General features: G+C 63.9%; 27 protein-coding genes. 14 read left to right on the top strand and 13 right to left on the bottom strand.

Annotation, left to right across the window (positions count from 1 at the left end; all coding sequences use genetic code 11):
* The first annotated feature begins 18 nt into the window (after nucleotides 1-18).
* From coaD to ACTHNE_RS17965, 7 genes are all read left to right on the top strand, one after another.
* Nucleotides 19-558 (top strand): pantetheine-phosphate adenylyltransferase, encoded by a 540-nt coding sequence (gene coaD, locus ACTHNE_RS17995; protein WP_324938369.1) that lies wholly within the window; start codon nucleotides 19-21, stop codon nucleotides 556-558.
* Complete coding sequence (locus ACTHNE_RS17990) at nucleotides 551-1,057, top strand: hypothetical protein (RefSeq protein WP_324938372.1); 507 nt, start codon at nucleotides 551-553, stop codon at nucleotides 1,055-1,057. Before coaD ends, ACTHNE_RS17990 begins: the two co-directional genes overlap by 8 nt.
* Nucleotides 1,058-1,203: 146 nt before the next feature.
* Entirely contained in the window at nucleotides 1,204-1,458 is a 255-nt protein-coding gene (locus tag ACTHNE_RS17985) for a YfhL family 4Fe-4S dicluster ferredoxin (protein WP_324938260.1), read from the top strand.
* Nucleotides 1,455-3,170: a gamma-glutamyltransferase gene (gene ggt, locus ACTHNE_RS17980; RefSeq protein WP_324938257.1), complete on the top strand. Its 1,716-nt coding sequence runs from the start codon at nucleotides 1,455-1,457 to the stop codon at nucleotides 3,168-3,170. The genes ACTHNE_RS17985 and ggt overlap by 4 nt, the downstream gene beginning before the upstream one ends.
* 152 nt (nucleotides 3,171-3,322) lie before the next feature.
* Nucleotides 3,323-4,171 (top strand): MBL fold metallo-hydrolase, encoded by an 849-nt coding sequence (locus ACTHNE_RS17975; protein ID WP_324938254.1) that lies wholly within the window; start codon nucleotides 3,323-3,325, stop codon nucleotides 4,169-4,171.
* Between the two features lie 27 nt (nucleotides 4,172-4,198).
* Nucleotides 4,199-5,248, top strand: a complete 1,050-nt coding sequence (locus ACTHNE_RS17970) for a TMEM43 family protein (RefSeq protein ID WP_324938251.1) — start codon at nucleotides 4,199-4,201, stop codon at nucleotides 5,246-5,248.
* A 475-nt stretch (nucleotides 5,249-5,723) separates the two neighbouring features.
* Nucleotides 5,724-6,359, top strand: a complete 636-nt coding sequence (locus tag ACTHNE_RS17965) for a hypothetical protein (RefSeq protein WP_440269951.1) — start codon at nucleotides 5,724-5,726, stop codon at nucleotides 6,357-6,359.
* 153 nt (nucleotides 6,360-6,512) lie between these two features.
* On the opposite strand, the gene ACTHNE_RS17960 is transcribed toward ACTHNE_RS17965, so the two are convergent.
* The 3 genes from ACTHNE_RS17960 to ACTHNE_RS17950 are packed head-to-tail and all read right to left on the bottom strand — an operon-like array spanning nucleotide 6,513 to nucleotide 8,555.
* A complete protein-coding gene (locus ACTHNE_RS17960; RefSeq protein WP_324938245.1) occupies nucleotides 6,513-7,076 on the bottom strand; it encodes an NUDIX hydrolase in 564 nt (187 codons plus the stop codon).
* A gap of 11 nt (nucleotides 7,077-7,087) precedes the next feature.
* On the bottom strand, nucleotides 7,088-7,981 hold the full coding sequence (locus tag ACTHNE_RS17955) for a 5'-3' exonuclease (RefSeq protein WP_324938242.1): 894 nt from the start codon (nucleotides 7,979-7,981) through the stop codon (nucleotides 7,088-7,090).
* A gap of 4 nt (nucleotides 7,982-7,985) precedes the next feature.
* The gene (locus tag ACTHNE_RS17950; protein ID WP_440269950.1) at nucleotides 7,986-8,555 is read right to left on the bottom strand and encodes a nitroreductase family protein; all 570 of its coding nucleotides are present in this window, start codon (nucleotides 8,553-8,555) and stop codon (nucleotides 7,986-7,988) included.
* A gap of 127 nt (nucleotides 8,556-8,682) precedes the next feature.
* On the opposite strand from ACTHNE_RS17950, the gene ACTHNE_RS17945 reads away from it, so the two are divergent.
* Entirely contained in the window at nucleotides 8,683-9,588 is a 906-nt protein-coding gene (locus tag ACTHNE_RS17945; protein WP_324938235.1) for an alpha/beta fold hydrolase, read from the top strand.
* Nucleotides 9,589-9,602: 14 nt separating this feature from the next.
* Here the strand turns inward: ACTHNE_RS17945 and cdd are convergent, their stop codons facing one another.
* Nucleotides 9,603-10,016: a cytidine deaminase gene (cdd, locus tag ACTHNE_RS17940; RefSeq protein WP_324938232.1), complete on the bottom strand. Its 414-nt coding sequence runs from the start codon at nucleotides 10,014-10,016 to the stop codon at nucleotides 9,603-9,605.
* An 86-nt stretch (nucleotides 10,017-10,102) separates the two neighbouring features.
* On the opposite strand from cdd, the gene ACTHNE_RS17935 reads away from it, so the two are divergent.
* Complete coding sequence (locus ACTHNE_RS17935) at nucleotides 10,103-11,203, top strand: NAD(P) transhydrogenase subunit alpha (protein WP_324938229.1); 1,101 nt, start codon at nucleotides 10,103-10,105, stop codon at nucleotides 11,201-11,203.
* Nucleotides 11,204-11,215: 12 nt separating this feature from the next.
* Here ACTHNE_RS17935 and ACTHNE_RS17930 read toward each other — a convergent pair whose 3' ends face one another.
* The 3 genes from ACTHNE_RS17930 to ACTHNE_RS17920 are packed head-to-tail and all read right to left on the bottom strand — an operon-like array spanning nucleotide 11,216 to nucleotide 12,705.
* Complete coding sequence (locus ACTHNE_RS17930) at nucleotides 11,216-11,731, bottom strand: DUF3106 domain-containing protein (protein WP_324938226.1); 516 nt, start codon at nucleotides 11,729-11,731, stop codon at nucleotides 11,216-11,218.
* Between the two features lie 3 nt (nucleotides 11,732-11,734).
* Nucleotides 11,735-12,121, bottom strand: coding sequence for a DUF3619 family protein (locus tag ACTHNE_RS17925; protein ID WP_324938223.1), 387 nt, complete (start codon nucleotides 12,119-12,121; stop codon nucleotides 11,735-11,737).
* Nucleotides 12,118-12,705 carry an RNA polymerase sigma factor gene (locus ACTHNE_RS17920; protein WP_440269949.1) on the bottom strand — a complete coding sequence of 196 codons (588 nt, stop codon included), beginning with the start codon at nucleotides 12,703-12,705 and terminating at the stop codon, nucleotides 12,118-12,120. Before ACTHNE_RS17920 ends, ACTHNE_RS17925 begins: the two co-directional genes overlap by 4 nt.
* 213 nt (nucleotides 12,706-12,918) lie before the next feature.
* On the opposite strand from ACTHNE_RS17920, the gene ACTHNE_RS17915 reads away from it, so the two are divergent.
* Together ACTHNE_RS17915 and ACTHNE_RS17910 are read left to right on the top strand one after the other, a co-directional pair.
* Nucleotides 12,919-13,227 (top strand): NAD(P) transhydrogenase subunit alpha, encoded by a 309-nt coding sequence (locus ACTHNE_RS17915; RefSeq protein ID WP_284319965.1) that lies wholly within the window; start codon nucleotides 12,919-12,921, stop codon nucleotides 13,225-13,227.
* A complete protein-coding gene (locus ACTHNE_RS17910) occupies nucleotides 13,227-14,702 on the top strand; it encodes an NAD(P)(+) transhydrogenase (Re/Si-specific) subunit beta (RefSeq protein ID WP_324938214.1) in 1,476 nt (491 codons plus the stop codon). The genes ACTHNE_RS17915 and ACTHNE_RS17910 overlap by 1 nt, the downstream gene beginning before the upstream one ends.
* On the opposite strand, the gene ACTHNE_RS17905 is transcribed toward ACTHNE_RS17910, so the two are convergent.
* Complete coding sequence (locus tag ACTHNE_RS17905) at nucleotides 14,699-15,139, bottom strand: hypothetical protein (RefSeq protein ID WP_324938211.1); 441 nt, start codon at nucleotides 15,137-15,139, stop codon at nucleotides 14,699-14,701. The two genes, ACTHNE_RS17910 and ACTHNE_RS17905, sit on opposite strands and share 4 nt — an antisense overlap.
* A 230-nt stretch (nucleotides 15,140-15,369) precedes the next feature.
* Between ACTHNE_RS17905 and sufT the strand changes: the two genes are divergently transcribed.
* Complete coding sequence (sufT, locus tag ACTHNE_RS17900) at nucleotides 15,370-15,927, top strand: putative Fe-S cluster assembly protein SufT (protein WP_324938208.1); 558 nt, start codon at nucleotides 15,370-15,372, stop codon at nucleotides 15,925-15,927.
* A gap of 26 nt (nucleotides 15,928-15,953) precedes the next feature.
* Here sufT and ACTHNE_RS17895 read toward each other — a convergent pair whose 3' ends face one another.
* The 5 genes from ACTHNE_RS17895 to wrbA all read right to left on the bottom strand — a co-directional run bounded on the left by ACTHNE_RS17895 (nucleotide 15,954) and on the right by wrbA (nucleotide 20,312).
* A complete protein-coding gene (locus ACTHNE_RS17895; RefSeq protein WP_440269948.1) occupies nucleotides 15,954-17,078 on the bottom strand; it encodes a J domain-containing protein in 1,125 nt (374 codons plus the stop codon).
* Nucleotides 17,079-17,111: 33 nt separating this feature from the next.
* Nucleotides 17,112-17,603: an asparaginase domain-containing protein gene (locus ACTHNE_RS17890; protein ID WP_324941838.1), complete on the bottom strand. Its 492-nt coding sequence runs from the start codon at nucleotides 17,601-17,603 to the stop codon at nucleotides 17,112-17,114.
* A 45-nt stretch (nucleotides 17,604-17,648) separates the two neighbouring features.
* Nucleotides 17,649-19,289 carry an acyl-CoA dehydrogenase family protein gene (locus tag ACTHNE_RS17885; RefSeq protein WP_324941835.1) on the bottom strand — a complete coding sequence of 547 codons (1,641 nt, stop codon included), beginning with the start codon at nucleotides 19,287-19,289 and terminating at the stop codon, nucleotides 17,649-17,651.
* 82 nt (nucleotides 19,290-19,371) lie between these two features.
* Nucleotides 19,372-19,716 (bottom strand): DUF2069 domain-containing protein, encoded by a 345-nt coding sequence (locus ACTHNE_RS17880; protein ID WP_324941831.1) that lies wholly within the window; start codon nucleotides 19,714-19,716, stop codon nucleotides 19,372-19,374.
* Nucleotides 19,713-20,312 (bottom strand): NAD(P)H:quinone oxidoreductase, encoded by a 600-nt coding sequence (gene wrbA, locus ACTHNE_RS17875; RefSeq protein ID WP_324941829.1) that lies wholly within the window; start codon nucleotides 20,310-20,312, stop codon nucleotides 19,713-19,715. Before wrbA ends, ACTHNE_RS17880 begins: the two co-directional genes overlap by 4 nt.
* Nucleotides 20,313-20,384: 72 nt before the next feature.
* Here wrbA and ACTHNE_RS17870 point away from each other — a divergent pair, with 72 nt between their 5' ends.
* Together ACTHNE_RS17870 and ACTHNE_RS17865 are read left to right on the top strand one after the other, a co-directional pair.
* Nucleotides 20,385-21,674 carry a YihY family inner membrane protein gene (locus ACTHNE_RS17870; protein ID WP_324941826.1) on the top strand — a complete coding sequence of 430 codons (1,290 nt, stop codon included), beginning with the start codon at nucleotides 20,385-20,387 and terminating at the stop codon, nucleotides 21,672-21,674.
* A partial coding sequence (locus ACTHNE_RS17865; RefSeq protein ID WP_440269947.1) for a TlpA family protein disulfide reductase occupies nucleotides 21,671-22,131 on the top strand: 461 nt, incomplete at its 3' end. The genes ACTHNE_RS17870 and ACTHNE_RS17865, both read left to right, overlap by 4 nt.

Here is a 22,131-nt window from a genome sequence, read left to right as displayed (position 1 = left end):
GCCTGCTCTTCCGTCTACGTGAATCAGCCGCCGGTCAATAAACGCCTCGCCGTCTATCCAGGCACGTTCGACCCGATCACCAACGGCCATGCGGATCTCGTGGCGCGTGCTGCGCCCTTGTTCGAGCGCATCGTGGTGGCGGTGGCCGACAGCCCGAACAAGGGCAAGGGCCCCGGGTTTTCCCTGCAGGAGCGCATCACGCTGGCGCGGCTGGCGCTGGCGGACCTGCCCAACGTGGAAGTGCGCGGCTTCGATTGCCTGCTGGCGCAACTGGTTAGCGAGCTGGGTGCCGGCGTGATCATCCGCGGCTTGCGCGCCGTGTCGGATTTCGAATACGAATTCCAGCTGGCGAGCATGAACCGCCATCTCATTCCGCAGGCCGAGACGCTATTCTTGACGCCGGCCGAGCAGTACAGCTTCATTTCTTCCTCGCTGGTGCGCGAAATCGGTCGCCTTGGTGGTGACATCACCGGTTTCGTGCATCCCGCGGTCCAACAAGCCATGCGGCAGCGCTGGCAAAAAAAGCAACCCGAAACCGAAGGGGATAACTATGCGTAAACTCACTCTCATCGCTTCCGCCCTGGCGTTGACCGGCTGCCTGGCCTTGTCCGCGTGCAACAACGAGGGACAGGACGGCCAGCAGCAGACGCAGCAACAGGCGCAGGTGACCAAACCCAGCGATCCGAACGACAGCAAGGCCTGGAACGCCTACCTGGGCCAGATCATGCAGAAGAACATGCAGGGCATGTCGGCGCCGCAGCCGTATGCCTACATGATCCCGGCCGGCGACAGCGACGACGCCAAGGATTCGCGCGACCGCCAGCTCAGCAACGTGCAGGACATCGTGGCCCGCGGCGTGCTGCCGGGTAACCTGCTGGCCTTCGGCGGCCCGGATTCGGGCAAGACCGCCGACCTCGTCACCACCGCATTCAAGGATGCCAAGCCCGGTTCGCTCAAGGGCGTGATCATCGTGGTGATCGGCGACAAGGCCGACGAGCAGCGCGTGAGCGACGTGCTCAAGCCGACCGACGCGACCGTCCGCTACGTGCAGATGTAATGCCGCCAAGCCCGCTTCCTTCCTGGCAGGGGAGCGGGTCGGCTGGAGTGCGAAACCCTACCCACAAACGTTGGGGTTTGCACCCCAACCTACGCGCCGTTGCTGCTTCGCACAACTGCTTGCCGCCCCATGTAGACTAGCCGGGCATGTCCCTCAAGATCCTCGATACCTGCGTCAACTGCGACGTCTGCGAACCCGTCTGCCCGAACAAGGCGATTTCGCTCGGCGAGGAGTACTACATCATCGATCCCGCCCTGTGCACCGAATGCGTCGGCCATCACGATGAGCCGCAGTGCGTGGTGGTGTGTCCGGTGGAATGCATCATCATCGATCCCGAGCACGCCGAAACGCGCGATCAGCTCGAAGGCAAATACAGACATCTGATGGAGACCAAGGGATGAAGCTTGCGTTGCGTTGGCATGTGCTCTTGATGGGTTTCCTGCTCGGCAGCAGCGGCGCGTTCGCTGCCGACAAACCGCAGACCACCACGCCGGCCACGCAGCTCGCGCAACGTCCCGGCCACGCCGGCGTCGCCAGCGCGAACACGCTCGCCACGCAGGCGGGCCTGGAAATTCTGGCCAAGGGCGGCAACGCCTTCGATGCGGCGATCGCGGTGGCTTCCACCTTGTCGGTGGTGGAGCCGGAAAGCTCAGGTATAGGCGGCGGTTTCATGGCCACCATGTACCTGGCCGGCGAGAAGCGCAGCGTGTTCATCGATGCGCGCGAAACCGCACCGGCGGCGGTCAACGCCAAGGATTACCTCAACCCGGACGGCACGCCCAATCGCGACACCGCCTTGAAAGGCCCGTTGTCGGCCGGCATTCCCGGCGAACCGGCGGGCCTGGCTTGGTTGGCCAAGCATTACGGCAAGCTGCCGCTGGCTGCATCGCTGGCGCCGGCGATCCGCACCGCACGCGACGGCTTCAAGCCGGACGACCGATTGCTCGGCTCCATCAACGAAGAACAGAAGAACCTGCAACGCTGGCCCGCTTCCGCCGAGAAATTCCTGCCGGGCGGCAAGCCGCCAGCAGCCGGCGAAACCTGGCGCGATGCGGACCAGGCGCATACGCTCGAGCTGCTGGCCAAATATGGCGAAGCCGGTTTCTACAGCGGTGAAACCGCGCAGAAACTGATCAGCGCCGTGCACGAAGCCGGCGGCAACTGGACCTTGAAGGATCTGGCCGCCTATCGCGTCAAGGAGCGCGCGCCGCTCACCGTCGACTATCGCGGTTACCAGATCATCACCGCACCGCCGCCGTCGTCGGGCGGCGTGGCGATTGCCGAAATTCTCAACATCCTTTCCGGCTTCGATCTGAGCAAGCTCGACCAGGCCCATCGCGTGCATCTGGTGATCGAAGCGATGCGCCGCGCCTTCCGCGACCACAACGATTACCTGGGCGATCCGGATTTCGTGAAGATGCCGCTGGCCATGCTGCTGTCGCCGTATTACGCCGATGGCTTGCGCCAGACGATCCTGCCGAACAAAGCCACCCCTTCCTCGATGCTGGCGCCTTCGGGCGGCCAGGACCCGGGCCAGCACACCACGCATTTCTCGATCATCGATGCGGACGGCAACATGGTGGCGATTACCGCCACCGTGAACTACGTACTCGGCTCCACCTTCGTCGCCAAGGGCACCGGCGTGCTGCTCAACGATGAGATGGACGACTTCGCGCTGGTGCCGAACAAGCCGAACGTGTATGGCCTGCTGGGCAGCAAGGCGAATGCGCCGGAGCCGGGCAAGCGCATGCTGTCGTCGATGTCGCCAAGCATCGTGATCGGCCCGGATCGCACGGCGGTGATCGGCTCGCCCGGCGGTTCCACCATCATCACCCAGGTGCTGGAAGGCATCCTCGCCTTCATCGACGGCGGCGATGCACATCAGGTGGTTGCGCACAAGCGCTTCCATCACCAATACATGCCGGACGTGGTCATGGTCGAGCCCGGTGCGTTCGACGCCGCCACCAGCAGCGCGCTGACCGAGATGGGTCACACGCTGAAGCAGCGCGACCCGTGGGGCTTCATGAATGTAGTGATCTGGGATCGCCGCAACAACAAGCTGGATGCGGCGAGCGATCCACGCAGGGATGATGGCTTGGGCAAGGTGCAGTAAGCATCGCGTCGTCTAGAGTAGGCTGGGATGAGCGAACGCGAATCCCGGCATTATCGTGAACTTCATCGTGCTGGGATTCGTCTGCGGCTCATCCCAGCCTACGCCACGCCAAGGAGATGGCGAGACACGTTCAAGCGTTTCGGAAAATCGTCATGCAACTGTGGTCCCTCAACGGCAACACCCAAAAACTCGACGGCGGCGCGATGTTCGGCAATGCGCCCAAGGCGATGTGGTCGCGCTGGATCGAACCGGATGCGTCCAACCGCATTCCGCTCGCTTGCCGCTGCCTGTTGGCGAAGGATCTGGAAGGTCGCAACGTGCTGTTCGAAACCGGCATCGGCGCGTTCTTCGAACCATCATTGCGCGAACGCTACGGCGTGATGGAGGGCGAGCACGTGCTGCTGCAGTCGCTCGCCGAGCTGGGCTTGTCGCACGAAGACATCGATGTGGTAGTGCTGTCGCACCTGCATTTCGATCATGCCGGCGGCCTGCTTGCAGCGTGGGAAGAAGGCCGGCCTGCACAACTATTGTTTCCGCATGCGCAATTTCTTGTTGGCGCCCAGCATTGGCAACGCGCATTGAAACCGCATCCACGCGATCGCGCTTCGTTCATTCCCGAACTGCAGCAGCTGTTGCAGGACAGCGGACGGCTGGAACTGGTGGCGGGCGATCATTCGCAAACACTGGGACGGGCCGTGCGCTTCCATTATTCGGACGGCCATACGCCCGGACTTATGTTGTCCGAAGTGGCTGGCGTGGTGTTCTGTGCGGACCTGATTCCCGGCCGTTCCTGGGTGCATCTGCCCATCACCATGGGTTACGACCGCTTTCCGGAAGCGCTGATCGACGAAAAGCGCCGTTTCCTGGACGACAAGCTCGCGCGCAACGTGCGGCTGTTTTTTACGCATGATCACGCCTGCGCCATGGCGCGCGTGACACGCGATGAGCGCGGGCGTTATGGTACGGCTGACGAGCAGCCCGAACTGCGCGGCATCGTCTGATCCGTCACCTATCCACCCGGAGGCTCGATGAGCGGCGAGCGCAAGCCACCACTCTCCATCCGTGAATTGCTTTTGCCTGCGCTGGGCGCCGTGCTTCTGCTGGTCGGCGTAGGCGTGGGCGCGGTCGTGGAAAAGGCGCAGTTCGATTACACCGAACAGATGAAGCGCCACGGTGGCGACGTGCTTGACCTGGGCAGCACCGGCACGCCCGATGCGAGCGAACAGGGCTTTATGGTTCGCGTGGTCGGCGATCTGCAAGTGGTGGAGGCGCCGCTCGACAAGGAGTTCAATCAGCAGACCGACCAGCCGGTGCTGATTCGTCACGTGCAGATGTTCCAGTGGCGCGAACTTCGTTATGGCGGCGCGCCCACGTACGAATTGGACTGGCAGGATCATCCCGTCGATTCCAGCCATTTCGAGCATCCGGAAGGCCACACCAATCCGGACAAGTTTCCGTTGCAGGGCGAGCAGTTCGATGCGGGTCTGGTGCGCTTGAACGGTTTCGTGCTCGCGCCGGCGCTGGTGCATGCGCTGACCGGCAGCGAGCAGGTGACGCCGAACCTGCGCAGCCTGCCGAGCAATCTCGCCGCCAGCTTCAGCCTCTACAACAACGGCTTGGTGACCAGCGCGGTACCGACGCATCCGCAACTGGGCGATCTGCGCGTCAGCTGGGAAGCGGTGCCGGTGCAGACCGTCACCGTGGTGGCGAAGCTGGATGGCAAGAAACTCGTGCCAGCCACGGATGCGACCGATGGCATCGGCTTCGCCGTGCAATCGGGCGACATGCCGTTGTCGGGAATTTTCCCCGATTCGCCGCTGCCACCCGACGCGCCATGGTTGCGCCGCGTGCTGGCTGTGCTGCTGGCCACGCTCGGTGCCGGCCTGCTGGTACGTTGGCATTACCGGCGCATCGATCCGCTGCTTGCACCGGCCATCGCGTTACTGGTGATCGGCGCGGTCGATGCGGTGCTATGGTTGGGCAACGACAACGCCGTGGCCGCGCGCTGGCTGGGCGTTGCCGCAGTGGGCGCGGCGGTCGCGGTCTGGCGCATGAGGACGCTGCAACAGAGCGCGTAACGTTTTCTTTCCAGTATTCAGCCCGGGTGCCTGTCGCCACCAATCAGGCTGGGCAGCTATTTCCCGCGGGAATACATGCGCTTGCGCGCAGTGCACGACCGCACTGCAAATTTTTTGAAAAAACTTGCGGAAACCGCTTGCGTTGGCGTGCGCGTTGGACTAAAACATATTTGAACACGCATTTCGCTAATGAATATGTAGCGGCGATACCGAACGGAGCGGAAACGGCATCGCGTGGAGATGAAAGGGGCACTCACCGAGTGCACGGAAACTTCCAAGCCCGTCCAGGCGGCTTGGAGCCCCAGGCACCTGTCATCGAAAATGCATAGCGAGGGCGCTGCATATGCGCAACGCAAAAGGTTTCAAGCTGGTGAGGAAGTGGAGGGTGTCGCTCAAGCGCACTCGCGTGGCGGAAGAAGGAGACGTGCCAAGCCACCGCTGCAGGAATGCCGCCTTTCAAACGCACAGCGGCGCCATGCACGAGCAGCCGGACACAGCGAAAAAATACGCCTGCATCAGGGGTGACAAATCTGTCGCTGCGGCCAGCGTTTCGCTCAGCCGCGGCCGCAGCATCGCCCACGAATTGATCGACAACGCGCGCGTTTTCAGCGAGCTATCGCACGACGTGGTGCGGTTGATCGACGAAGTGGAAAACACGGCGTCGAAACTGGTTCCGCCGCCCACCATTGATCAAGCGGCGCAGCATTTTTCCCCGCTGGCCAGTCAGGTACTGAAAAACGCCCAGCGCGGCGCGGCCACCTGCAAGCACATCGATGCAGTCGTCAGCGACTGTGTGGATCGCATCCGGCAAGGCATGATCGTGATGGAGCAGGCGGGCGTGCAGATGCTGCACATCATCGATTCGGTGATCCAGGGTGCGGAGATGACGGCCTTCATGGGAAATACGCAGCAAAGTGCGTCACAACCTTGCGCGGACCCAAACGCGGAATACGACGTCAGCGGCCTGCTGCAACAGGAAGCGGCCTTGGCCGTGCAGGATCTGAAATGCTGGGCGCTGGTGCTGAAGCGAAATCTGCAAGCCTTGCGCTTATCCGAGCAGGATGAAGCGACGCCCGCAACGCCTCGCATCGCCGACGGCACGCTGGGCTAGACCCATCGTTGCTTCCGAATCGTGGCTTCCTCCCCTGCCGGCACGCATAGGTACTGCACAACTTCCCACTGCGTTTGTTCGTGTTTTACCGTGAAGTAAAAGAAGTTGTTACGAACCGTGCAGCTAGCTATGGCCGGCAGGGGAGGAGGAGGGTCAACCGAATGTCTGGGCATGCTCGATGAACCACAACCCGGCAAACAGCTTCGGATCGATCGAGTAACCATCTTTCGCGCGCGCCACCAGCCATGCACCCGCCTCGCGCCGCGGTATTTCGTGCACCACGATGTTTTCGGTCGCATCGCCACCGCCATCGCTCACTTTCACCAGGTCATGTGCGCGCACGAAGGCGATGATCTCGTTGCTCATGCCGGATGACGACGGCCCTTCGTGCACGAAGGTGACGTGGCTGCAGCGGTAGCCGGTTTCTTCTTCCAGTTCGCGCTGCGCGGCAAGCAGTGCGCCTTCGTGTTCCTGCTCGGCCAGGTCGCCCACCAGGCCCGCCGGCATTTCGATGGTGAATTGCTGCACGGCTACGCGGTATTGCTCCACGAACAGCACCTTGTCTTCCGGCGTCACCGCCAGAATGATCACTGCGCCGCCGGGATTGTTGCGCTCGGCGAATTCCCAGCGCCCACGGCGGCGCAGTCGCAGCCAGCGGCCCTGGTAGAGCGTTTCCAGCGGCGCGTTGGCGTCTTCGGGCTTGTTGATGTCGTTCATGCAGATCCGTATCAAAGGCTGGTGAGTGCGCGTAGGCGAGTGCGCGTCAATGGGCCGAAGCGTAGCTGTTCGCACAGGGCTTCCAGCGTGCCCACGCCGCGCTGGCGGATCAAAACGTCGATGCCGCTCTCGATGGGTGCGTCCAGCGCAATGCGGGTGAGGCGGCGATAGAGCCGGGCCGCTTCGGCGTGTTCGCGCAGTTTCGCCGCGCAGCTGGCCGCGCCGCGGATGCGCAGGAAGGCGACTTCATCCACGCGGTCGAGCAGTTCATCGAGGCTGCCGAAATGCGCGAGCAATGCGGCAGCGGTTTTCGCGCCGATGCCGGGTACGCCGGGAATATTGTCGACCGCATCACCACACAGGGCGAGGAAATCCGCCACCTGCGCCGGGTGCACGCCCAGCCGCTCGAACACGCCGGACGGACCCCAGCGCAGGTTGCGCGCGAAATCCCATTGCTCGTCGTGCTCGCCCAGCAACTGGCCGAAATCCTTGTCGGCCGACACGATCACGCTGCGGAACCCATGCGCACGCAAACTCCACAAGCTGCTGCCGATCAGGTCGTCCGCTTCGAAGCTGTGGTCGATCAGCACGCGGATGCCGAGCGCTTCGGTCACCGCGCGGCACAGCACGAACTGCCGTTCCAGATCCGGCGGCGGCAGCTCGCGATTGGCCTTGTAGGCCGGATAGATCGCGTTGCGGAACGAGGTGGTGAGCGACGCATCGAACGCCACGGCAAGATGCGAGGGATCTTCGCGCTCCAGCAACTCACACAGAAAACGCGTGTAACCGTGCACCGCGTTGACCGGATGGCCGTCTGCATCGTGAAACTCGTCCGGCATCGAATGCCAGGCGCGGAACACGTATAGGCTTCCGTCGATCAGGTGCGCGGTAGGCAGGCGGGACATGCGTTCAGCCCTTCCATTCGGTAAGCAGGTTGGCGAGTGCGGGGCGTTCGCGATCGGGAATTTCCGTCTGCGGCGTGCCGATGTGCACGAAACCAACCACGCATTCGTGCGACGCAAGGCCAAGCACGCCGGCGACTTCCGCATCGTAGGCGGCCCAGCCGGTGAGCCACTGCGCGCCGAAACCCAGCGCATACGCACCAAGCAGGATGTTGTAGGCCACATTGCCGGCGCACAGTTTCTGTTCGATCTCCGGAATGCCCGCGGCGTGGTCGATGCGTGCGATCACCGCGATCACCAGCGGCGCGAAGGTGTAACGCAGACGTTCCTTTTCGCGCTTGGATTCGGGCAGTTCCGGATCGCGGCGAATCGCGCGCTCGGCCAGCAGGGCACCGAATTTCAGCTTGGCGTCGCCGCGCAGTTCGATCAGGCGAAAGGGAACCAGCTTGCCGTGGTCTGGCACGCGAATGGCCGCCTCGAGCAGCTTGCGCAAGGTGGCGGTGTCGGGCGCGGGTTCGCCGAGCTGGCGCGAAGGCGCGGAATGGCGTTGCTGCAGCAGGGAAAGCGCTTCGAGCATGGGGAGTCGTGCCTGGGAAAACGCTTATCCTACAACGGTCTGTCGCCGGTCACGATGCCTTTCAGTCACGCAGACACGGGCGCACCGTGGCCCTACGATCCGCGCACCTTTCCCTGGAGTGCGTGCCATGAAGCCGCTGAAAAGCGTGATTGCCATCGTCCTGCTCGCGCTGCTTTCCGGTGTGCACGCCAGCGAAAGCGCAGCATCGATCGGCGACGCTTATTTCACGACCGACGATGGTGCACGCATTCACTATCTGCAGGCGGGGCAGGATCATGCGGCGCCAGCCCTGGTGCTGATCCCGGGCTGGACCTTGACGGCGTCGCTGTGGCGAGAGCAATTGCAGCGCTTTTCGCCGCATCGGCGCGTGATCGCGGTGGATTCGCGCTCGCAAGGCGAATCGTCGATCATGCTCACTGGCAATACGCCGGAGCGTCGCGCACAAGACGTGCATGCCTTGCTGGCCTCGCTGCATGTGAAACGCTATGTGCTGGTGGGATGGTCGCAAGGCGCGCAGGATGTGGCCGCTTATGTGCAGCAATTCGGCACTGGGTCGCTGGCTGGCATAGTTTTTGTGGATTCGCCGGTTTCCGCCGGCACCAACGAGCTGGATATCCGCAAGGAATTCAGCAAGGCGATACTCTCGGGACTATCACGCTATGCAGCGCATCCGGCCGACTACAGTGCCGGCATGGTGCGTTCCATCTTCAAGCATCCGCCGGCGGATATCGATGCGGTGATCGCGCAGGCGCAGCGCACACCGCCGGCGGTGGGTTCGGCCATGTTGACGGCGGATATCTTTGGCGCCGATCGTCGGCCGGCGCTTGCGAAAATCGATCGTCCCGCGCTGGTCATTGCTGCCGGCGAATCGCCGCTGCTCGATGCGCAGAAGGAGATGGCTGCGGCGATACGTGGAGCGCGCTTTGTCACGGTGCCGGATACGCGCCATGCCGTGTTCGTGGATGATCCGTCGGCGTTTGATGCGGCGCTGCAGTCATTGCTCGATGCGGCGGATTCGGTGCGTAGTCCGTAACCGGCGTCCTACGATCAGCGATTGGGGACCAGGCGGAATCCATCTGGCAGCAAAGCTTCCACCGTCGTTTGCCGCGTGGCGCCGGCCACGTTGGCCAATAGTACTGGCATGTCGCTGGCGCACAGTTCGGCCAGTACCTGGCGGCAGGAGCCGCATGGCGTGACCGGTTCGGGCGTGTTGGCGATGACGGCGATCGCGCTGAAATCACCGGGCTTGCAGCCGGCGGCGATGGCGCTGAACAAGGCGGTACGCTCGGCGCAATTGCATAGGCCGTACGCGGCGTTCTCCACATTGCAGCCAGAGAAGCTGCGGCCGTCCTTGGTCTGTAGTGCGGCGCCGACCTGAAAGCGGGAATAGGGCGCATAGGCCAGCTCGCGCGCACGGCGGGCAAGCTCCAACAGCGTGTTGCCGACGATCTGCTCGGACATCGAGGTGCCTCTCGTTCGGGCCGGTCAGTCTACCCCGCGCTTGGGCTAGGATGTGAAGCCTCATCCGCAGCAGCAGGAGATGGCCGATGTCGATCACCGTGTCCGCATTGCGTGAAACCGCCGCCGGCGAACGGCGCGTGGCGATCACGCCGGAAGTGGCGAAGAAGTTGCGCGGCAAGGGGTTGCGCGTGCTGCTTGAACACGATGCCGGTACGGCTGCCGGTTTTCCGGATGCGGCTTATGCGGAGGCCGAATTCGCCGATGCGGCCCAGGTGCTGGCACAGGCCGATCTGCTGGCCTGCGTGCTGCCACCCGACGATGTTGCATTGGCGCGCTTGCGCGAAGGCGCGATCGTGCTCGGCCAGTTGCGGCCGCATGGCGCGGCCGCGCGTATCGCCGCGCTGGCGCAGAAGAAACTTACCGCGTTCGCGCTGGAACTGCTGCCGCGTACCACGCGCGCGCAGGCGATGGACGTATTGAGTTCGCAAGCGGCGGTGGCCGGTTATCGCGCCATGCTGATCGCGGCCGAGAGCGCGCCGAAGTTCTTTCCGATGTTGACCACGGCGGCGGGCACGATCCGGCCCACGCGCGTGCTGGTGATCGGTGCGGGCGTGGCCGGCTTGCAGGCGATCGCCACGGCGCGCCGCCTTGGCGCGCAGATCGAAGGCTACGACGTGCGCCCGGAAACGCGTGAGCAAGTGGAATCGCTGGGTGCGAAGTTTCTGGAGCTTGGCGTAAGCGCAGCGGGCAGCGGCGGTTACGCGCGCGAGCTCACCGCCGAAGAGCGCGCGGCGCAGCAGCAGGCCCTGGCCGATCATCTGAAGGTGTTCGATGCGGTGGTGACGACCGCGGCGGTGCCGGGACGCGCGGCGCCGAAGATTCTCACTGCTGCGATGGTCGAGGGCATGAAGCCGGGTGCGTTGATCGTGGATCTCGCCGCCGAAAGCGGCGGCAATTGCGAACTGACGCGCCCGGGCGAGCGCGTGGAGCACGGTGGCGTGACCATCCTCGGCCCGCTCAACCTGGCGGCTGGCGCGCCGCTGCACGCATCGGAGATGTATGCGCGCAACCTCTACAACTTCATTGAACTGCTGGTGCGCGATGGCGCCTTGCAGCCGGATTTCGATGATGAGCTGGTGGCAAAAAGTTGCGTGACGCGCAGCGGCGAGGCGCTGGTCATCGCGTAGTCGCCGAACAGATCAATGACGCCCGTGGGGCATGCCAAACGCATGCCCCGAAGGCAAGGTGGAATGCGGCCCGATATGGTCCAGCCATTGCCGCTTTTGTTCCGGTGACTGCTCTAGCCAGCGACGCCGGAGTTCATCGCGCTGGTCGGGCGGCAATTGCTGATAGCGCTTGAAGGCTTCGTGCAGTTCCTGCTGCTTTTGCAGCGGCAGAGTGTCGTACAGATGCTGGTTCTGGCGCGCCTGCTCGCGCTGCTCGGGGGTCATTTTCTGCCAGCGGTCGATGCGCTCGCGAATTTCCTGCTGCTTTTCCGGCGGCAGTTTCATCCATTCCTGGGTACGTTGCAGCATGTGCTCCTGGCGCGCCTGCGGCAGGGTGTCCCACTGCGATTGCAGCGGCGCGAGCAAGTACTGCTGGGACGGGCTGAGGGCGTTCCACGGATGCGTGTTCTGCGCATGTGACGGCAGCGCGATCATCAGACCGAGCAGGAGGGCCAGCAGTGCTGGCAGGCGTACCGTTCGTAGCAGCATGGATCAACGCTTGGCCTGGCTGCCGTCGTTGGCGGCGAGCCAGCTGTAGAAGTCGAGGTTCTGATAAAGGCCGGGGTCGGCCTTATCGGCGCCGGGCGGCAGATATTCGTTCTCCTGCTCGGCTACGGCAACACCCTGCGGCTTTCCGTCCCGCTGTGGAGCGGGGGAAGGCTGCCAGATCATCAATGCCGCCAGCGCCACGGCGGCCAGCGCGCCCACCGGCAGCAGCACGCGCGCGCGATGGTGCGGCGATGCATGCGCGGTGGCGGCTTCCAGCGCGGTGCGGCGCGCCGCGCGCAGCCGGCCGGCGGTAACCGGATCGATGCTCTGGGTCGCCTCCTGGTAAAGCGCGCGAACGCGCTGTTGGAATTGTTTGTCGGACGAATTCATCGCCACGCCTCCAGGTGCTCGCGCAGATGCTGCATGGCCCGCGAGAGATGAGTTTTCACACTGCCTTCCGAACAGCCCATGGCGTGCGCGGTTTCGGCCACGTCCAGCCCTTCCAGTACACGCAGCGTGAAGGCTTCGCGCTGGCGTTGCGGAAGCCGGCGTACGGCTGCCGCCACGTCCGCGTAGGACTGTTCGCCATGAAGTTTTTCCAAGGGATCCGGACCGGTGTCGGCCGGTTCCCATACCGGTAGTTCATCGCCGTCGTCGTCATGCCCGCCGCCCAGCCAGCCCACCACGATCGAGCGCACCTTGCGGCGGCGCTGCAGATCGACGATGCGCCGGCGCAGGATGCCCCAGAACAGCGGGGTCCATTCTTCCACCGGCTTGCCGCGGTAATGCTTGACCAGGCGCAGCATGGCGTCCTGCACGGCGTCCAGCGCGTCCTCGCGGTTGCCCAGATGCAGCTCGGCCATGCGGAAGGCGCGCCGTTCCATGCTGGCCAGGAAGGCATCCAGGCTCGCTGGTACGGCCTGGCCTTGCGGCGCAAGCAGTTCCGCCTCGAAAACGGCTGAGACGCTGTTCATGGCGCCGGTCTCCGGATCGTCGGGGCGGGCATCCTGGGGCTCCATCGGTTCGACTCTCGACATCAACGCGCGGCACCCGCGCGGGTTGACGTTGCGCTGTCCCTACCGGCCCTGCCGGCCCTGCCGGCTTGCCCCGACTGCCGTGCGGCATGGATTGCGGCGTCCCGGCCACCGTATGATGCGGTGAATGTGACCGATTGGCGGGGGAAGGACATGCTGGACGGGTTCCTGGCGCTCTACATCTTCATGCTGGCCGCGTTTACGGGCTACGAAATCATCGCGCGGGTGCCGGTGATCCTGCATACGCCGTTGATGTCCGGCTCCAATTTCATCCACGGCATTGTGCTGGTTGGGGCCATGATCGCGCTAGGGCATGCCCGCACGCCGTTCGAGATGGCGATCGGTTTCATCGGTGTACTCCTGGGTGCCGGCAACGCCGCCGGCGGTTACGTGGTGACCGAGCGGATGCTGGAGATGTTCAAGTCCAGCAAGCCGGGGCAGGGTCGCGGGGAGGCTAAGTGATGGCCTGGAACCAGGGCTTGGCCCAGAGCTTGATCGACGCCTGTTATTTCATCGCCGCCCTGCTTTTTATCCTTGGCCTCAAGCGCATGAGCTCCCCGCGCACCGCGCGCGGCGGCATCGTGTGGGCGGGCTTCGGCATGCTGCTGGCCGTGGTGGCCACGCTGCTGCTGCCGGACATGCAGCACCGCGGGCTGATCATCGCGGCCGTGCTGATCGGCGTGGCAGCGGCGTGGTGGTCCGGCCGGCGCGTGGCGATGACCGCGATGCCGCAGATGGTGGCGCTGTACAACGGCATGGGCGGCGGTGCGGCGGCGGCGATCGGTGCGTCGGAACTGGTCGGGCACGCGCAGAGCGCGATAGTCGTGGCGCCGAACACCTTCCCGCTGATGCCGGAAAGCTGGTCGCCGCTGCACAGTGTGGTCACCGTGGCGCCGCTGAGCCCGGTGGCGCTCGCCTTGGGTGTGCTGGGCGCGCTGATCGGTTCGGTGAGCTTTTCCGGTTCGCTGATCGCCTTCGCCAAGCTGCAGGGCTGGCTGGATCGGCGCTTCGTTTTTCCGGGCCAGCAGGCGGTGAACCTGTTGGTGTTGGCGGCGGCGGTGGGGATCGGCGTGTGGCTCGCGACCGGGCATCTCACCCTTCCCCTGGTGTGCGTATTCTTCGTGCTGGCCTTGCTGTTCGGCGTGCTGATGACGCTGCCGATCGGCGGCGCCGACATGCCGGTGGTGATCTCGCTCTACAACGCCTTTACTGGCTTGGCGGTGGCGTTCGAAGGCTATGTGCTACAGAACGAGGCGATGATCATCGCTGGCATGGTGGTGGGCGCCGCCGGTACGTTGCTGACGCAGCTGATGGCCAAGGCGATGAACCGTTCGATCGGCAACGTGCTGTTCGGCAGCTTCGGCGCGGCTTCCAGTGCATCGGCGCAGGCCATCGGTGGTAGCCAGAAGCCGATCGAGGCGGCGGATGCGGCGGTGATGATGGCTTACGCCGAACGCGTGGTGATCGTGCCGGGCTATGGCATGGCCGTCGCTCAAGCACAGCACAAGGTATGGGAATTCGCGCAGCAGTTGATCGCGCGCGGGGTGAAGGTGAAGTTCGCCATCCATCCGGTGGCCGGCCGCATGCCGGGCCACATGAACGTACTGCTGGCCGAGGCCGGCGTGCCGTACGACCTGATCGTGGACATGGAAGACATCAATCCGGAATTTCCGGTCACCGACGTGGCGCTGGTGATCGGCGCCAACGACGTGGTCAATCCGGTCGCCAAGACCGACCCCGCCTCGCCGATCTACGGCATGCCGATTCTCGACGTGGCCGAGGCCAAGCAGGTGATCGTGGTCAAGCGCGGCAAGGGCACCGGCTTTGCCGGCATCGAGAATGCGCTGTTCTATGCCGACAACGCGCGCATGCTGTACGGCGATGGCCAGGCGGCGGCCGGGCAGTTGGTATCGGAACTGAAAACGCTGGACGCCTAGCGCAGCTTGGGTGAGACGGCCGGCGTACGCAGGGCGGTGATCGCCGCCACCACCATGCCGGCCACCGCCCAGGCGATATCCAGCTTGCCAGTGCCGAAGCGCGCGAAATCCAGCAGCATCGATGCGCCCGCTGTGCGCATCGCATGCACCAGGCCGTAGCCCATCATCGCGGCCAGGTTGACCGCGGCGATCAGCACGCGCAGGTATGCGCTGGCTATCAGCGTGGCCAGCGCCGCCAACAGCGCCGCATTCCACTTCTTGCCATGGACCCACTGCCGCATCGCGATGCCCAGCAGCCAGCCCGCCGGTACCGCCAGCCACGGCAGCGGGCGATGGAAGAACACGCTGGGCAGCAACCAGACGGCGCCGGCCGCCAGGCCCAGCATTACCGCGCAGCACAGCGCGAAGCATTCGCCGACGATCTGGCGCACGGTCATGGATGCTCGCTACGGTAGGGTGGGAGGGCGATCACGCGTTGTCCTGCATGCGGTAAAGCGCGCATTTTAAACGGGATTGCGTCGGCTTCTACCCAGGGGCCCCTTGAGATTGGCCGAATCAACCTGATTGTGCAGGACATCCCCCACAGGCGGCCGGCATAATAGAAGCCCTGACAGCCGTCGAGCGGCTTCCCCGTGATTCATCCAACGCACGATTCATCAGAGACGGCATGAGCGGTTTTAGTCTTAGCAGCGAGCCTTTCACCCTGGAACGCGATTGCAATGCGGTCATGGTGCCCCAGGGCGAAAACGTGGTGCTGCCGGCCGGCCAGGTGGGCTACATCACGCAGGCGCTCGGCGGCAGCTTCACCGTGTACGTGGAAGGCAACCTGTTTCGCATCGCCGGCAACGACGCCGATGCGCTGGGCAAGGAGCCGCCGCCACTGCTCGAGCTTCCGGATAACGCTACCGATTCGGACGTGGAAGCCCTGGTGTGGCAGCAATTGCGCACCGTGTTCGATCCGGAAATCCCGATCAACGTGGTCGAGCTGGGCCTGGTCTACGACGTGAGCCTGGAGAGCGTCGCCCCCGAAGAGCGCAAGGTGTACGTCAAGATGACGCTGACCGCGCCGGGTTGCGGCATGGGCGACGTGCTGATAGACGATGCGCGCACCAAGCTGGAGCTGATTCCCACCATCAAGGAAGCGGATGTCGACCTGGTGTTCGATCCGCCGTGGAATCACTCGATGATGTCGGACGTGGCGAAGCTCGAAACCGGCATGCTTTAGAGTGTCCTCAGGCTCACTGTCAGGCTCTAGAACTGTATATCCGCCAGCATCTCGTCGAAATCAGGCGTGGAGATTTCCCGGTGCCAGCGCTTCACGTTCGCCTTGAGCTTCTTCAGGTCATGGCATAGCAGCGTATCGGCTTCTACCAAGCGTATATGACTCTTGATTCCGGCGATCTCGGTAGAGAGCGAACGCTCGGCTGTCCTGGGTGTGAGAGGAGCGAAGGGGTTGAGGCCGAACTGCGCGCAAAACCGCTCTTGGACATGCGCCAGTTCCGAATCCAGCTCGCCGATCTGCTCCTTCAGGATTTTGTTGTATTGCTGCAGGCGGCCTTCGCTGATGTTGTTGATGGCTGCCTGATCGATATGTTCCAGTTCCAGCTGAAGTTCGAGCAGCTTCAGTAGGTCGTTCTTTTCATAAGCCTGGTTGACCTGCTGCATCAACGCCGTCTTGCGTTCGCGTTCGGCAAGGTCGGTTTCGCGGTCCGGGTGCAAAGAGCTGGCCAGCTTGCGATAAACCTCGCGCAGCGAAAGGGTCGTTTGTTCCCGCGCCATCCGCGCTTTTTCTTCGGTCGCTTTTTTGGTTTTTTTGCGGGTTGCCTGGCGCTCCTTGCGCGCCTGCTCGCGGGCTTCCTCTTCCAGTCGCCGCTGCTCGAACTGGTTTTGAGTGCGTTCGATGAGGTCGTCAAGCGACTCCACGTCATCGCCCAGGTCGATGCCGAAGGCGTCTTCGGCGGCCTGTTTCAGCATGTCGACTTCGGCAGCCTGTTCAAGGTCGAAGTCGCTGTCGGCGTGCCGGTTGTAGATCGCTTTCAAAGCTTCATCATCGAGCTTTTCGGCCAGGTTGCCGGCCACTTCGGCAATGATCTCCGAGAGCATGTTGCGCTCGGCCTTGGTCAGGCCCCTCTGACCGTGGGCATGGTCCAATGCTTGCACGAACTTGGTCAGCTTGTTGTCGAGGGTGTTTGCGAGCGGCAACAATTCTTCGATGACGCGCTGCTGGACCCGTGGCGCCACGACTTCCCATTCCATCAGTGTCGCGCGCCGCTTTTCGATTTGCTTGATCAGCTGGTTGAAGGTTTTCTGGGCCTTCGACAGCTCGTTGTTTTCGAGCTCGGGCGCAATGGCTACGGGTTTCAGTTTCTTCGTCATCAATGATCTTGGCTCGCAGTAGCTTCAGCACAGTCAATTGCGCACTTCTTCGAACCGGTTCGCCTCGCGATTCTTGCGCACCTTGGCCGGATCCCACACACGGCCGTTCATCGCGATATACACGCCGTCCGGCAACGTCTGCACCGCAGCCACCGCGCAGCCGATGTTGAACACCGCATCCGAACCCTGGAAGCGCGCCGGATTGAGCGCGCCGGTGAGCACGATCACCTTGCCCTTGAGCGATGCCAGTTCCTGCGCGGTTTCCACCATGGTGTCGGTACCGTGCGTCACCAGCACATGGCGGCTGGGTTGGGCTTCGATGGTGGAGCGGATCAGCGCGCGGTCTTCCTGCGTGATGTGCAGGCTGTCCTTGCGTAGGATTGGGATGACGTCGAACTGGAACGCCACGCCGAGCTGGCTGAGGATGTCGCCGATCTGTGGCGCGCCGATCTTGTAGTCCGATTTGTCGTCGAAGTAGATCTTGTCGATGGTGCCGCCGGTGGTGACGATGGTCAGATGCTGCATGATCGAGGGCGTCCAGGAGGGAGCCCGCATTTTAACCGCACTTGCTCATTCCAGCAGCAGGCGGCTGTCTTCCTCGTTGGTGTCGGAAAGACGAAGCAGGCCGTGCCCGAGAAAACGCCGCATGGCCGCGGCCGGCCGCTGGTCGCGTGGCGACGACCAGGCCGCCTGGCGTGCCAGCAGTGCGACGGCGGCGCAACGCGCCAGTGTGAACGCCACGCCGCGGGCGCCGGCTTCCAGTTCCGCACGCTCGATCTTCTTCGCATCGAGGTGCAAGGCGGTGGCGTCCAGGGCGGCCTGCACGGTGAACGAGGCCTGCGTGTTGTGCGCCTTGGCCAGCCATTCGCCGATCAGCTTGCGCAACGCGGCGAAACTGTCGTGCCCGGCCAGTGCGCGCAGGCTGTCCAGCGACAGCACATTGGTGGTCCCCTCCCAGATCGCATACACCTGCGCATCGCGCAGCAATTGCGGCAGGCCGGTGTCCTCGATGTAGCCGGCGCCGCCGAAACATTCCAGTGCTTCGGAGCACAGGCTCACCGCCATCTTGCCGGTCCACAGTTTCACCAGCGGCGTGAGCAGCCTGAGCGCAACGGCTTCATGCAGTGTGGCGACGCCTTGTTCGACGCGCCCAAGCAGATGCGCCACCTCGAAGGCCAGCGCGAACGCGCCTTCGAATTCGGCCTGCATGTCGGCGAGCGTCTGCGCATGCAAGGGCTGCTCGCGCAATGGACGTCCAAACGCACGTCGCCTTGACGCGTAGTCGCGCGCAAGGCTGATGCCGCGCGCCATGCTGGCGAGCGCACCGATCGCGTTCCAGGTGCGCGTGATGTTGAGCATCGGCGCCACCTGGCGTACGCCGTGCGCAAGTTCGCCCAACGGCCATGCGGGCAGGCCGTCGAGATGAATTTCCGCGGTGGGCAGTTCGTGCGTGCCGAGCTTGTCTTTCAGGCGATCGATGCTCAGTTCCGGCTTGCGCGCCTGGCCGTCCATCGTTTCCACATAGAACAGCGCAAGCGATGCGGGGCCGGCAGCCGCGCCTTCTGGACGTGCCAGCGCCAGCGCCGCTTCGCCCACCACGGCGGAACTGAACCATTTGCGGCCATAAAGACGCCATTGCCCGTTGGTGTCCTGCCGGGCCATGGTTTCGGTGTTGCCGACGTCGGAGCCGCCGATGTTTTCCGTCATCCATTGCCCGGACAGCCAGAAATCATTCGCGTCGCGGCTGAGGAAATGCGGCAGCGCGCGCTCGATCAGCGCCTGGTTGCCGGAGGCCTTGAGCGCGGTGGCCGCGCCATCGGTCATCGCCAAGGGACAGGTGTAGAACTCGCTGGCGACGTGGTAGAGGTAGGCGCGTGCGAACTCTTCCAGCCGCGCGTGCTCGTGGGATTCGTGTCCGGAAGCGAGAATCGCATGGCGCGTGGTGAGCGCCGGGCCCTCCAGCCACGCTGCGGTCAACTCGACGCGGTCGACACGACGGCCCCATGCGTCCCATTGCGTCAGCACCGGTTTGCGGCGCGTGCTGCGGCTGCTGCGTTCGAACGCCATCAGCGCGTAGTCGCCCAATGCATCGAGATCGGCATCCAGCGCGGCACGCCGCTCTTTAGGCAGCACGCGATCGAGCAGGGCGGTCAGCAGGCGATCGCTGCGAAACGGATGCGCAAATTGCGGAGCGTCTTGCAGGAATCCCATGGCGAACCCTCATAGGTTGGGATGTAAACCCCGACGTCGCCATGCACATCGTCACGTCGGGGCTGTGCCCAACCTACCAGAGTCAGCCGCGCTTGGCTTTCACCCCGGCCCCCAGCGCACCGATCAACAGCAGGGCGAACAGCACCTCCAGCATCGCGGGCACGCGTTCCTGCGCCGAACTCCAGCTTTCGGCCACGCCATGGCAGAAATAGAACAGGTTGAGCATGCCCACCCACAGCAAGGCGCGGCGCACGTTACCGATCGCCAGCAGCGGCAATAACAACGGGACCACCGCCAACCCCAGGGCCAGCCATATCGGCATCCGCTGCGGCGGAAACAGCCACGCGTACCATGCGGATTGCAGCAGGATCTGCGCGATCCACGCCGCCACGCCGATGCGATTGACCACCCCTGATCGCGACGTCACGCTTGAGCCGCCAGCTTGCGGGCGGTATCGGCCAGGCGCCGGCCCAGGGCGCGCGCCAGTTCGCGTTCGTGTTCGGTGATGGCGTTCTCGCCCTTGCTGCCGGCCACATGGCTGGCGCCATAGGGCGTGCCGCCGCTTTGCGTGTGGCTCAGTGCGGCCTCGGTATAAGGAATGCCCAGCAACAGCATGCCGTGATGAAGCAGCGGCAGCGCCATGCTCAGCAAGGTCGATTCCTGCCCGCCGTGCATGGTGCTGGTGACGGTGAACACGGCCGCCGGCTTGCCGACCAGGGCGCCGCTGGCCCACTCGGCGCCAGTGCTGTCCAGAAAATGCTTCAGCGGCGCGGCCATGTTGCCGAAGCGTGTCGGACTGCCCAAGGCCAGGCCGACGCACTCGTGCAGATCCTGCTTGTTGACGTAGGGCGCGCCTTCTTCCGGTTCCGGCGGCTGCGCCACTTCCGTCACCGGCGCCACTGGAGGCACCTGGCGCAGGCGTGCGCGCATGCCGGGAATTTCCTCCACGCCCCGGGCGATCAGGCGTGCCATCTGGGCGGTGTGGCCGGTGCGGCTGTAGTACAGGATCAGGATGTCGCTCATGCGTTTTGGCGGGTTTGGGGCATTCGTCCAGGATGGGGTAGTGTACGGGCGTTATAGGGATGTTGAGTTGCCATGAACCTGCCTTTCGACCGTGACCGCACAGTGAGCCTGGGCCGCTTTCTCTGGCGGCGCTTTCTCGACGACAAGTGTTTCGAGACAGCCGGCGCGCTTTCCTACACCACGCTGGTATCGCTGGTGCCGCTTACCGTGGCGGTGCTGGCGATGTTCGCGGCGTTTCCGATGTTCGAGGAAGCGCGCGACACGCTGATCAATTTCGTCTTCAGCAATTTCGTGCCGGCGGCGGGCGAAACGGTGCAGAAGACGCTGCTCGATTTCGCTTCCAACGCGAGCAAGCTGACCGGCATCAGCGTGCTGGTGATGCTGTTCAGCGCGGTGTCGATGATGATCAGCATCGAAGACCGCCTCAACCGCATCTGGCAGGTGCGCAATCATCGGCCATGGGGACCGCGCCTGTTGCTGTATTGGGCGGCGCTTACGCTGGGGCCGATCCTGGTGGTTGGCGGCATCGCCGTCACTTCTTATGTGGCGGCCGTGCCGATGCTGCGCAGTGCCAGTGCGCAGCTTGGCGTGGCGCAGCAACTGCTCAAGGCGCTGCCGTTCGTGGTGACGTTCCTCACCTTGTGGTTGATGTACACCACCGTTCCCAACCTGCGCGTCAACAAGAAGCACACGGCCATCGGCGCCGTGCTGGGTGCGGTGCTGTTCGAATTCGCACGCTGGGGCTTTACGCATTACGTGCAGAGTGCGCACAACTATCAACAAATCTATGGCGCGCTGGCGATCATTCCGTTGCTGCTGTTGTGGATCTATCTGTCGTGGGTGATCGTGATTCTGTGCGCGTCGCTCTCCGCATCGTTGTCAGCGTTCGAATACCAGAAGCCGTGCGACGCCATGCCGGCCGGTTCGGAGTTTCTCGGGCTGCTGGTGGTGCTGCGCCACTTCGTGGATGCGCAGCGCGCGGGGCAATGCGTGGACCCGCTCTCCATTCGCGCCGCCGAACCTTGCCTGCGCAGCGAAGCGATCGCCACCTATTTCGATGACCTGCTGCGTGCCGGGCTCATCCATCGCGGCGAGACCGGCGGCTGGTCGCTGGTGCGCAGCCTGGACAGCACCGATTTGTTGCACGTTTATCAGCACAGCGGCTATCGATTGCCGTTGAATCCGGCCGAGCAGGCCGCCGCCTCCGGCATCGAGCTGCCGCCGGAGCTGCTGTCCGCGCTCACGCGCCTGGCGCATTCGCTCGATGCGACGCTGGGTACCCGCCTGGACAAGGTCTATCCTGTCCGCACTTCGCCAGCGCCCCCGCGCCAGGCATCCCATACGCAGGAATCGGAAACATGAAGTTGTTCGCATCAAGCCTGTTGCTGGCCGTTTGCCTGTTGGCCGCGCCGGTCTACGCCGCCATGCCGGCACAGCCTTCACTCAAAGTGACGACACTGGATGGCAAACCTTACGATCTGTCCGCGCAGCGGGGGCATTGGGTGATCGTGAACTTCTGGGCGACCTGGTGCGTGCCATGCATCAAGGAACTGCCGGAGATCTCGCAGTTCGTGAAGTCGCATCCGGATATCCGCGCCATCGGCATCGCCTATGACGATACCGATCCTGCCGACATCCGTGCGTTCCTGGACAAGCACCCGGTGAGCTTCCCGATGGCGCAGGTCACCATGGACAAGCCGCTCACCGATTTTGACGAACCGCGCGGCCTGCCCACCACGTATTTGATCGGGCCGGACGGCAAGGTCGCCAAGCACTTCATGGGGCCGATCACGCCGGCGGCGTTGAGCGCAGCGATCGG

This window comes from Dyella sp. (assembly GCF_051954575.1).
Classification (GTDB): domain Bacteria; phylum Pseudomonadota; class Gammaproteobacteria; order Xanthomonadales; family Rhodanobacteraceae; genus Dyella_B.
This window is presented reverse-complemented; position numbering and strand designations above follow the sequence as displayed.

Coding starts and splice junctions, on each gene's coding strand:
- ACTHNE_RS17990 (WP_324938372.1), top strand. CDS start 551: ATGCGTAAACTCACTCTCATCGCTTCCGCCCTGGCGTTGACCGGCTGC.
- ACTHNE_RS17985 (WP_324938260.1), top strand. CDS start 1,204: ATGTCCCTCAAGATCCTCGATACCTGCGTCAACTGCGACGTCTGCGAA.
- ggt (WP_324938257.1), top strand. CDS start 1,455: ATGAAGCTTGCGTTGCGTTGGCATGTGCTCTTGATGGGTTTCCTGCTC.
- ACTHNE_RS17975 (WP_324938254.1), top strand. CDS start 3,323: ATGCAACTGTGGTCCCTCAACGGCAACACCCAAAAACTCGACGGCGGC.
- ACTHNE_RS17970 (WP_324938251.1), top strand. CDS start 4,199: ATGAGCGGCGAGCGCAAGCCACCACTCTCCATCCGTGAATTGCTTTTG.
- ACTHNE_RS17965 (WP_440269951.1), top strand. CDS start 5,724: ATGCACGAGCAGCCGGACACAGCGAAAAAATACGCCTGCATCAGGGGT.
- ACTHNE_RS17960 (WP_324938245.1), bottom strand. CDS start 7,076: ATGAACGACATCAACAAGCCCGAAGACGCCAACGCGCCGCTGGAAACG.
- ACTHNE_RS17955 (WP_324938242.1), bottom strand. CDS start 7,981: ATGTCCCGCCTGCCTACCGCGCACCTGATCGACGGAAGCCTATACGTG.
- ACTHNE_RS17950 (WP_440269950.1), bottom strand. CDS start 8,555: ATGCTCGAAGCGCTTTCCCTGCTGCAGCAACGCCATTCCGCGCCTTCG.
- ACTHNE_RS17945 (WP_324938235.1), top strand. CDS start 8,683: ATGAAGCCGCTGAAAAGCGTGATTGCCATCGTCCTGCTCGCGCTGCTT.
- cdd (WP_324938232.1), bottom strand. CDS start 10,016: ATGTCCGAGCAGATCGTCGGCAACACGCTGTTGGAGCTTGCCCGCCGT.
- ACTHNE_RS17935 (WP_324938229.1), top strand. CDS start 10,103: ATGTCGATCACCGTGTCCGCATTGCGTGAAACCGCCGCCGGCGAACGG.
- ACTHNE_RS17930 (WP_324938226.1), bottom strand. CDS start 11,731: ATGCTGCTACGAACGGTACGCCTGCCAGCACTGCTGGCCCTCCTGCTC.
- ACTHNE_RS17925 (WP_324938223.1), bottom strand. CDS start 12,121: ATGAATTCGTCCGACAAACAATTCCAACAGCGCGTTCGCGCGCTTTAC.
- ACTHNE_RS17920 (WP_440269949.1), bottom strand. CDS start 12,705: ATGAACAGCGTCTCAGCCGTTTTCGAGGCGGAACTGCTTGCGCCGCAA.
- ACTHNE_RS17915 (WP_284319965.1), top strand. CDS start 12,919: ATGCTGGACGGGTTCCTGGCGCTCTACATCTTCATGCTGGCCGCGTTT.
- ACTHNE_RS17910 (WP_324938214.1), top strand. CDS start 13,227: ATGGCCTGGAACCAGGGCTTGGCCCAGAGCTTGATCGACGCCTGTTAT.
- ACTHNE_RS17905 (WP_324938211.1), bottom strand. CDS start 15,139: ATGACCGTGCGCCAGATCGTCGGCGAATGCTTCGCGCTGTGCTGCGCG.
- sufT (WP_324938208.1), top strand. CDS start 15,370: ATGAGCGGTTTTAGTCTTAGCAGCGAGCCTTTCACCCTGGAACGCGAT.
- ACTHNE_RS17895 (WP_440269948.1), bottom strand. CDS start 17,078: ATGACGAAGAAACTGAAACCCGTAGCCATTGCGCCCGAGCTCGAAAAC.
- ACTHNE_RS17890 (WP_324941838.1), bottom strand. CDS start 17,603: ATGCAGCATCTGACCATCGTCACCACCGGCGGCACCATCGACAAGATC.
- ACTHNE_RS17885 (WP_324941835.1), bottom strand. CDS start 19,289: ATGGGATTCCTGCAAGACGCTCCGCAATTTGCGCATCCGTTTCGCAGC.
- wrbA (WP_324941829.1), bottom strand. CDS start 20,312: ATGAGCGACATCCTGATCCTGTACTACAGCCGCACCGGCCACACCGCC.
- ACTHNE_RS17870 (WP_324941826.1), top strand. CDS start 20,385: ATGAACCTGCCTTTCGACCGTGACCGCACAGTGAGCCTGGGCCGCTTT.